Source organism: Roseisolibacter sp. H3M3-2, assembly GCF_029211165.1.
GTDB lineage: Bacteria > Gemmatimonadota > Gemmatimonadetes > Gemmatimonadales > Gemmatimonadaceae > Roseisolibacter.
The window spans coordinates 1-7148 of the sequence record NZ_JARGEK010000258.1 but is presented as its reverse complement, the minus strand read 5'-3'; the positions used below and the strand labels follow the sequence as shown (position 1 = coordinate 7148).

Here is a 7148-nt window from a genome sequence, read left to right as displayed (position 1 = left end):
GGTTGGCGCGCCGCTCGGCGCGCCCGGCGCCCACCGGCGGGTGGGCGAAGCGGAAGCGGCGCCAGGCCAGCGCCAGCGCCGCCGCCGCGACCGCCGGCCACACGAGGCGCGGCCACGTCAGCAGCCCGTCCGCCACGTGCGCCAGCGCGTCCTTCTGCGCCGCGGTGCTCGTGCGCGACAGCTCGGCGAGGGCGACGAGCCCCAGCGGGTCGAACAGCCGCGCCACGTCCCACCGCCCGAACGCCGACGCGATCACCCCGTACGACGCGAGCGACAGCGCGAAGAGCAGCGCCGCCCCCAGCCACGCCACCAGGGCGCGGCGCGCCAGCACCGAGAGCGCGAACAGCAGCGTCGTCGCCACCAGCGCGCTCGGGAGCGCGACCAGCAGGTAGGCCGCGGCGTACGGGCCGACGCGCACCGGCGCCAGCAGCTCGGGCTCGACCGACGACGACGCGCCGGCGAGCAGCAGCGCGGCCGGCAGCACGAGCAGCGCCGCCGCGTGCAGCGCGAGCGCGGCCAGCAGGCGCCCGCCCAGGTACGCCCCCTTCGACAGCGGCGCGGCGTAGATCAAGGGGTGCAGGCGCGTCTGCAGGTCGCGCGTCGCCGCGTCGCCGGCCACCGTCGCCGGGAGGAGCAGCGCCAGCGCGCTCCCCATCAGCGTCAGCTCGGCCAGCTGGAACGGCGCGTTGAAGTGGTAGCCCGCGCGCCGCGCCTTCGCGACGAACGCCTCCAGCGCCAGCCGCCCGATCAGCGCGCCGACCGCCGCCACCAGCAGCCACGTCGTCGGGCGCCGCCCCTGGTAGGCGAGCTCGAAGCGGAAGATCTCGCGCAGCTTCATGCGGCGGTCGCCGGCGCGGGCGCCGCCTCCCCGTCGAGGTGCCCGCCCATCGCCGCGAAGTACACGTCCTTGAGGTCCGGCTCCACCGACTCGAACTCCGGCCCCGGGCGCGACGCGGCGTGCACGTGCGCCACCGTGCGCCCGCCGAGCAGCGTCGTCGCCAGCACCGCGTGCGACCGCTCGAGCGCGGGCAGCGCGTCGCGCCCGACCACCGCGCGCCACACGCGCCCCCGCAGCGCCGCGACGGCCGACAGCGGCTCCCCTTCGAGGCGGATGCGCCCCTTCGCGATGATCGCCATCCGCGTGCACAGCTCGCTCACGTCCTCGACGATGTGCGTCGACAGCAGCACCACGCTCCGCTCGCCGAGCGCGGCCAGCAGGTTGAGGAAGCGCACCCGCTCCGCCGGGTCGAGCCCCGCGGTCGGCTCGTCGACGATCAGCAGGCGCGGGTCGCCGAGCAGCGCGACCGCCACGCCGAAGCGCTGGCGCATGCCGCCCGAGAAGCCGCCGAGCTTCTGCCGGCGCACCTCCCACAGGTTCACCTGCCGCAGCAGCGCCTCCACCGCGTCGCGCCGCTCGCCGGCGTGCACGATCCCCTTGAGCACCGCGAAGTGGTCGAGCAGCGCCAGCGCCGTCACCCGCGGGTAGACGCCGAACTCCTGCGGCAGGTAGCCGAGCGTGCGGCGCACGGCGTCCTTGTCGCGCACCACGTCGATCCCGCCGAGCGCGATGCTCCCCGCGTCCGGCTCCTGGAGCGTGGCGAGGGTGCGCATGAGCGTGGACTTGCCGGCGCCGTTGGGGCCGAGCAGCCCGTACATGCCCACGGGGATCGTCAGGCTCACGTCGTCGAGCGCCTGCACGCCGTTGGCGTAGCGCTTCGACAGGCGGCGGATCTGCAGCTCCATGATGCACCTGCGGTGGGACGCGGCCGCGGGGGCGGACGCGCCGGTGGGGAAGGGAGGGGACGCGCGCTCAGGCGCGTCGTCGCTCGCCGTGCCGGGAGGCGGCGAGCCAGAGCGCCGCGAGCCCGCCGCCGGTCCAGAGCAGCGTCGCGGCGACCCAGTGCCCGAGGTCGGGGAGGGCCAGCCACACCGGCGCCACGGCGCCGGAGGGGAGGCGCGCGACCGTGTGCAGCGACTCGCTGCGCGCGGTCAGCAGGGTGTCGAAGCCGTACGTGCCGTACATCAGCGTCTCGAGCACGCCCGACGGCGCCAGCGCGAGCGCGCGCGAGCCGGCCGCCGCGCCGACCGCCGAGACGAGGAGCAGCGCGAGCAGCGGGCCGACGAGCCACCGCACCGGGTGCCGCACGCCGAGCGCGTACGCGCTGCCGATCGCGTACGCGCCCGTCGCCGCGGTGAAGGGCACCAGCCACAGCGCCGGCTCGGCGGGGAGGCGCACCGTGCGCAGCTGCGACGGCTCCACCGCGCCCATCGGCGCCAGCGTCGTCCCCGACGCCAGCACCTGCACCACCTGGTCGCCGAGCACGTTGCCGCCGGTGAGCAGCACGAGCGCCAGCAGCCACGCCTGGAACACCGCCAGCGCGAGCAGCAGCCACGCCCACCCGGCGGCCACGCGCGCCAGCGCGTGCGCGCGGCGGTCCACGGGGAGGGTCCACAGCAGCCCGTCGCCGAAGCGGTCCTCGCCGCGCCACACGCCGATCGGCAGCAGCAGCCCGACGACGCCGGGGATGATCGACAGCTCGGGGTTGAAGTCGATGCCGCCGCGCCCGCGCGCCCACTCGGCGACGACCATCACGGTCGTCACGGCGAGCAGCCCGGCCGCGGCGGCCGCGGGCCAGCGCAGCGCGAGCAGCACGACGCGCAGCTGCGCGCGCAGCACCGCGCGCGGCGCGGGGGTGGGGTGGAGCGCGGGCGCGGACGCGGGTACGGTCACGCGGGCACCTCCTCCTGCAGCAGCGCCAGCGCGCCGTCCTCCAGCCGCAGCGGCGCCGCCTCGCGCACCTCCGCCCCCTCGGCGGCCAGCACCGCGGCCACGTCGCGCGCCTCGCCGCGCATCGTGCGCTGCGCCTCGCGCCCGTCGGCCAGGCGCACGCGGTAGCGGCGCACCGTGCGGTGCAGCGCGTCGCGGTCGAGCTGCGCCACCAGCCGCCCGCCGCGCAGCACGCCCACGTGGTCGGCCAGGCTCTCGACCTCCGCGACGTGGTGCGTCGCGATCAGCACCGTCGTCGGCCCGTCGGCCAGGTGCTCGGCGAGCAGCGCCAGCACCGCGCGCCGCACCAGCGGGTCGAGCCCGTCGGTCGGCTCGTCGAGCAGCAGCACCGGCGGGCGGTGCGCGAGCGCGAGCAGGAGCTGCAGCCGCCGCGCGTTCCCCTTGGACAGCGCGCCCACGCGCTTGGCCGGGTCGAGCGCCAGCGCCCGCGCCAGCCGGTCGGCGTACGCCGCGTCCCACGTCGGGCGGTAGGCGGCGGCGTAGCGCAGCAGCTCCCCGCACGTCAGCGCGCGCGGCCCCGCGTCGTGGCGGTCGGGGACGTACCCGACCTGCGCCCGCGCCTCGGGGCCGCGCGCGGAGACGTCGAGCCCCAGCACCTCGGCGCGCCCCGCGTCGGGGCGCTCGAGGTTGAGCAGCGCGCGGAACGCCGTGCTCTTGCCGGCGCCGTTGGCGCCCACCAGCAGGTACACCGCCCCCGTCGGCACGCGCAGCGCCACGTCGGCCAGCGCGGTCGCGTCGCCGTAGCGCTTGGTCAGCCCGTGCGTGGCGACCGCGCACGCGCCGTCGCCGAGGTCAGCGTGCATCGCGCCCTCCATCGTCGTCCTCCCCGGCGGCCAGCTCCCGGATCATCGCCACCAGCTCCGCGGCCCCGAGGCCGTTGCGCCGCGCGTCGAGCAGGGCGCGCTCGGCGACCCCGCGCGCCAGCGCCCGGCGCCCCGCGTCGTCGCCGCCGACGGCCGGGGCCACGAAGGTCCCCTGCCCGCGCCGGACGTAGACCACCCCCTCCTCCTCCAGCGCGCGGTACGCCTGGAGCACGGTGCGGGGGTTCACCACCAGCTCCGCGGCCAGCTCGCGCACCGACGGGAGCGGGTCCTCCGCCCGGAGCGACCCGACGACCAGGGCCCGCCGCACCTGCTCGACGATCTGCAGGTACAGCGGACGCTCGTCGCGCGGGTCGAGGGTCACCAGCATCGGGATCGGTTGGTGTTGCAGTGTAGGTACAACACTGCACCGGTACCCCCGGCCGCGCAAGGGCTCTTGATTGCGCCGCATGACTCAGCCGCTCTCCGGCGTCCGCGTCGTCTGCGCGGCGATCTACGTCCCCGCGCCGCTGGCCGCCCGCCGGCTCCTCGCCCTCGGCGCCGCGGTGGCGAAGGTCGAGCCCCCGGGGGGCGACCCGCTGGCCGCCCTCTCCCCCGGCTGGCACGCGGAGCTCAACGCCGACTTCGACGTCGTCCGCCTCGACCTCAAGACGGACGCCGGCCGCGCCGCCCTCGACGCCCGCCTGGCCGACGCCGACGTCCTGCTCACCGCCACCCGCCCCGACGCGCTGGCGCGGCTGGGGCTCGGCTGGGACGCGCTGCACGCGCGCCACCCGCGCCTCTGCCACGTCGCGATCGTCGGCCACGCGTCGCCGCACGCGTCGCGCCCCGGCCACGACCTGACCTACCAGGCCGCCGAGGGGCTGGTCGCGCCCCCCGCGCTCCCGCGCACGCGACCGCCGCGCTGGCGCTGCTGTACGCGCGCGCGCGGACCGGCGAGGCGGGGCGCGTCGAGGTCGCGCTGGCCGACGCCGCCACGCCGTTCGCCGCGCCGCTCGCGCACGGCCTCACCGCCCCCGGCGGCCTCCTCGGCGGAGCGCTCCCGGCGTACGGCGTCTACGCCGCGCGCACCGGCTGGGTCGCCGTCGGCGCGCTGGAGCCGCACTTCCGCGACGCGCTGTGCGCCGCGCTCGACGTCGACCCCACCGATGTTGACCTCGCGGCCCGGCTGCGCGAGCGCTTCGCCGCGCGAGACGCCGCCGAGTGGGAGACATGGGCGCGAGGGCGCGACCTCCCGCTCGTCGCAGTCCGTGGAAACGGCCAGGAGAACGGATGAGACGGATCAGAACGGATCCGTCTCATCCGTTCTCCTGGCAGTGGAAAGGCCCGACTAGCTTCCCCGCATGGCAGAATCAGCGCGCCGCCCCGACCCGACGCACGGGGTCACCCTCCAGGCGATGATCGAGCACCTGGTCGAGCGCTACGGGTGGGACGGGCTCGGGCAGCGCATCGACATCCGCTGCTTCACGCACGACCCGAGCGTGACGTCGTCGCTCAAGTTCCTGCGCCGCACGCCGTGGGCGCGCGCGAAGGTCGAGTCGCTGTACCGCCACTCCGCCGCCCACCCGCGCAAGGCGCCCCCGGCGGGGTGACGCACCGGGCGGTAGGTTGAGCCCATGCGCCGTCCCGCCCTGCTCCTCCTCGCCGCCGCGACCGCCGGCTGCGCCGGCCGCGCCGGCCGCGCCGATCCCGACCCCGCGCCGCGGGCAGCGTCGTCGTCGTCGGCGGCGGGCAGCAGGGGCCCGAGGTCTACGCGCGCTTCATCGAGCTGGCCGGCGGCCCCGACGCGCTGATCGCCGTCGTCCCCACCGCGGGCGGCGACTCGATCGACCCCACCGGCGCCGACCGCCCGTGGCGCGCCGCCGGCGCGCGCAACGTCGTCGTCTACCACACCGCCAGCCGCGCGGTCGCCGACGCCGACACGTTCGTCGCCCGCATCGCGAACGCGCGCGCCGTCTGGTTCGGCGGCGGGCGCCACTTCCGCCTCGTCGACAGCTACATGGGGACGCGGTCGCAGCGCGCCTTCGAGGCGGTGCTGGCGCGCGGCGGCGTGGTGGGCGGCTCGTCGGCGGGCGCCACGATCCTCGGCTCGTACCTCGTGCGCGGCGCGCCGTCGAACGACAACCGGGTCATGAACCACCCGCGGTACCTGGCCGGCTTCGGGTACCTGCGCAGCACCGCGATCGACCAGCACGTCGTCGCGCGCGAGCGCCTCCCCGACCTGCACGACTCGCTCACCGCGCGCCGCCCCGACCTGCTCGGCCTCTCCGAGGACGAGGGGACGGCGTGGGTGGTGCGCGGCGACACCGGCGAGGTGATCGGGCGCAACAAGGCGTTCGTCTACAACGGGCGCGACCCCAACGACCCGGGACGCCCCTTCCTCACGCTGCGCCCCGGCGACCGCTACGACCTCGCCGCGCGCCGCGTGATCGCGCGCGCCGCCGACGGCACCGGCCTCTCGCCGCGCTTCGTCGACTCGCTGTTCGCGCCGTGGCGCGACCCGGCGCGCGGCGGCGCCGCGGTGCTGGTCGCGCGCGACGGGAAGGTGCTGGCGAACGCCGCCTACGGGATCCCCGTGCAGCGCCGCTTCACCCCCGAGACCGGCGCGCCGCTGTTCGCGCTCGGCGGGCTCGGGGCCGCGCTCGACGCCGCGGTCACCCCCGAGGGCGGCGTGCGCCGCGTGCTCGCCACCGGCGGGATGCAGCGCGCCGCGTTCGACAGCGCGTCGCGCGCGTGGCGCGGGAGCGTGGACGACCTGTACCGCTTCGAGCTCGCGCGCACGAACCTGCGCCCCGGCGTCCCCGACACCGCCGCCGCGCCGCGCGGCTTCGCCGCCGACAGCGCGCTCGGGATGCGCGCCCACGCCGGCTACGGCGCCGCCGACGCGCTCCGCGCCGCGTGGGTGCGCTGGCCCGACCGCCGCGCCGTCGTCCTCGTGCTCACCAACGACGACGCGGCCGACGCGCGCGCCCTCGCGCGCCGGCTCGCCGAGCGACTCTTCGCCGCCCCCTGACATGACGCGATCCCTCGCCGCCGCGCTCGCCCTCGCCGCCGCCGCGGCCCCGCTCGGCGCGCAGACCGCGCGCGACGACTCGGCGGCCGTCGTCGCCGTCGTGCAGCGCTTCCTCGACGGGCTGTCGCGCCGCGACACGGCGGTCGTGCGCGCGACCGTCATCGCGGGGACGCCGTTCGTGTCGCTCCCCTCGCGCGGCGACATCCCGCCGGGCGTCGAGCCGCTCGACTCGGCCATCGCGTTCCTCGCCACGACCAAGGAGCGGCTGCTCGAGCGCATGTGGAGCCCGACCGTGCGCGTGGACGGCCGGATCGCCACGGTGTGGACGCCCTACGACTTCCACGTCGACGGCGCGTTCTCGCACTGCGGGATCGACACCTTCACGCTCGTGCAGGCGGGCGCCGCGTGGCGCATCGCGTCGGTGGTCTACACGACGCAGCGCACCGGCTGCGCCCCGAGCCCGCTCGGCCCGCCGCCGCCGCGACCGCGCGCGCCGTCGCCGCGGCCGCGCTGCTCGCGCCGCCCG

The 7148-nt window shown here is 77.5% G+C and carries 8 protein-coding genes and 2 pseudogenes; 5 read left to right on the top strand and 5 right to left on the bottom strand.

Annotation, left to right across the window (positions count from 1 at the left end; genetic code table 11):
- From PYV61_RS17970 to PYV61_RS17950, 5 genes and pseudogenes are all read right to left on the bottom strand, one after another.
- Positions 1 to 838 (bottom strand): annotated as a pseudogene (locus tag PYV61_RS17970) (hypothetical protein); the annotation flags it as partial.
- Positions 835 to 1743: an ABC transporter ATP-binding protein gene (locus PYV61_RS17965; RefSeq protein ID WP_275834150.1), complete on the bottom strand. Its 909-nt coding sequence runs from the start codon at positions 1741 to 1743 to the stop codon at positions 835 to 837. The pseudogene PYV61_RS17970 and the gene PYV61_RS17965, both read right to left, overlap by 4 nt.
- Before the next feature lie 67 nt (positions 1744 to 1810).
- Positions 1811 to 2731: a hypothetical protein gene (locus tag PYV61_RS17960; protein ID WP_275834148.1), complete on the bottom strand. Its 921-nt coding sequence runs from the start codon at positions 2729 to 2731 to the stop codon at positions 1811 to 1813.
- A complete protein-coding gene (locus PYV61_RS17955) occupies positions 2728 to 3591 on the bottom strand; it encodes an ABC transporter ATP-binding protein (RefSeq protein ID WP_275834146.1) in 864 nt (287 codons plus the stop codon). The genes PYV61_RS17960 and PYV61_RS17955 overlap by 4 nt, the downstream gene beginning before the upstream one ends.
- On the bottom strand, positions 3581 to 3979 hold the full coding sequence (locus PYV61_RS17950; protein WP_275834144.1) for a GntR family transcriptional regulator: 399 nt from the start codon (positions 3977 to 3979) through the stop codon (positions 3581 to 3583). The genes PYV61_RS17955 and PYV61_RS17950 overlap by 11 nt, the downstream gene beginning before the upstream one ends.
- A gap of 79 nt (positions 3980 to 4058) precedes the next feature.
- Here PYV61_RS17950 and PYV61_RS26645 point away from each other — a divergent pair.
- From PYV61_RS26645 to PYV61_RS17935, 5 genes and pseudogenes are all read left to right on the top strand, one after another.
- Positions 4059 to 4436 (top strand): annotated as a pseudogene (locus PYV61_RS26645) (CoA transferase); the annotation flags it as partial.
- Positions 4358 to 4885: a CoA transferase gene (locus tag PYV61_RS26640; protein WP_345785256.1), complete on the top strand. Its 528-nt coding sequence runs from the start codon at positions 4358 to 4360 to the stop codon at positions 4883 to 4885. The pseudogene PYV61_RS26645 and the gene PYV61_RS26640, both read left to right, overlap by 79 nt.
- A gap of 67 nt (positions 4886 to 4952) precedes the next feature.
- Positions 4953 to 5201 (top strand): VF530 family protein, encoded by a 249-nt coding sequence (locus tag PYV61_RS17945; protein ID WP_275834142.1) that lies wholly within the window; start codon positions 4953 to 4955, stop codon positions 5199 to 5201.
- 68 nt (positions 5202 to 5269) lie between these two features.
- Positions 5270 to 6622 (top strand): Type 1 glutamine amidotransferase-like domain-containing protein, encoded by a 1353-nt coding sequence (locus PYV61_RS17940; protein WP_345785255.1) that lies wholly within the window; start codon positions 5270 to 5272, stop codon positions 6620 to 6622.
- Position 6623: 1 nt separating this feature from the next.
- Positions 6624 to 7148, top strand: a 525-nt coding sequence (locus PYV61_RS17935; RefSeq protein ID WP_275834139.1) for a hypothetical protein, incomplete at its 3' end; no start/stop codon positions are given.

Coding starts and splice junctions, on each gene's coding strand:
- PYV61_RS17950 (WP_275834144.1), bottom strand. CDS start 3,979: ATGCTGGTGACCCTCGACCCGCGCGACGAGCGTCCGCTGTACCTGCAG.
- PYV61_RS17965 (WP_275834150.1), bottom strand. CDS start 1,743: ATGGAGCTGCAGATCCGCCGCCTGTCGAAGCGCTACGCCAACGGCGTG.
- PYV61_RS17955 (WP_275834146.1), bottom strand. CDS start 3,591: ATGCACGCTGACCTCGGCGACGGCGCGTGCGCGGTCGCCACGCACGGG.
- PYV61_RS17945 (WP_275834142.1), top strand. CDS start 4,953: ATGGCAGAATCAGCGCGCCGCCCCGACCCGACGCACGGGGTCACCCTC.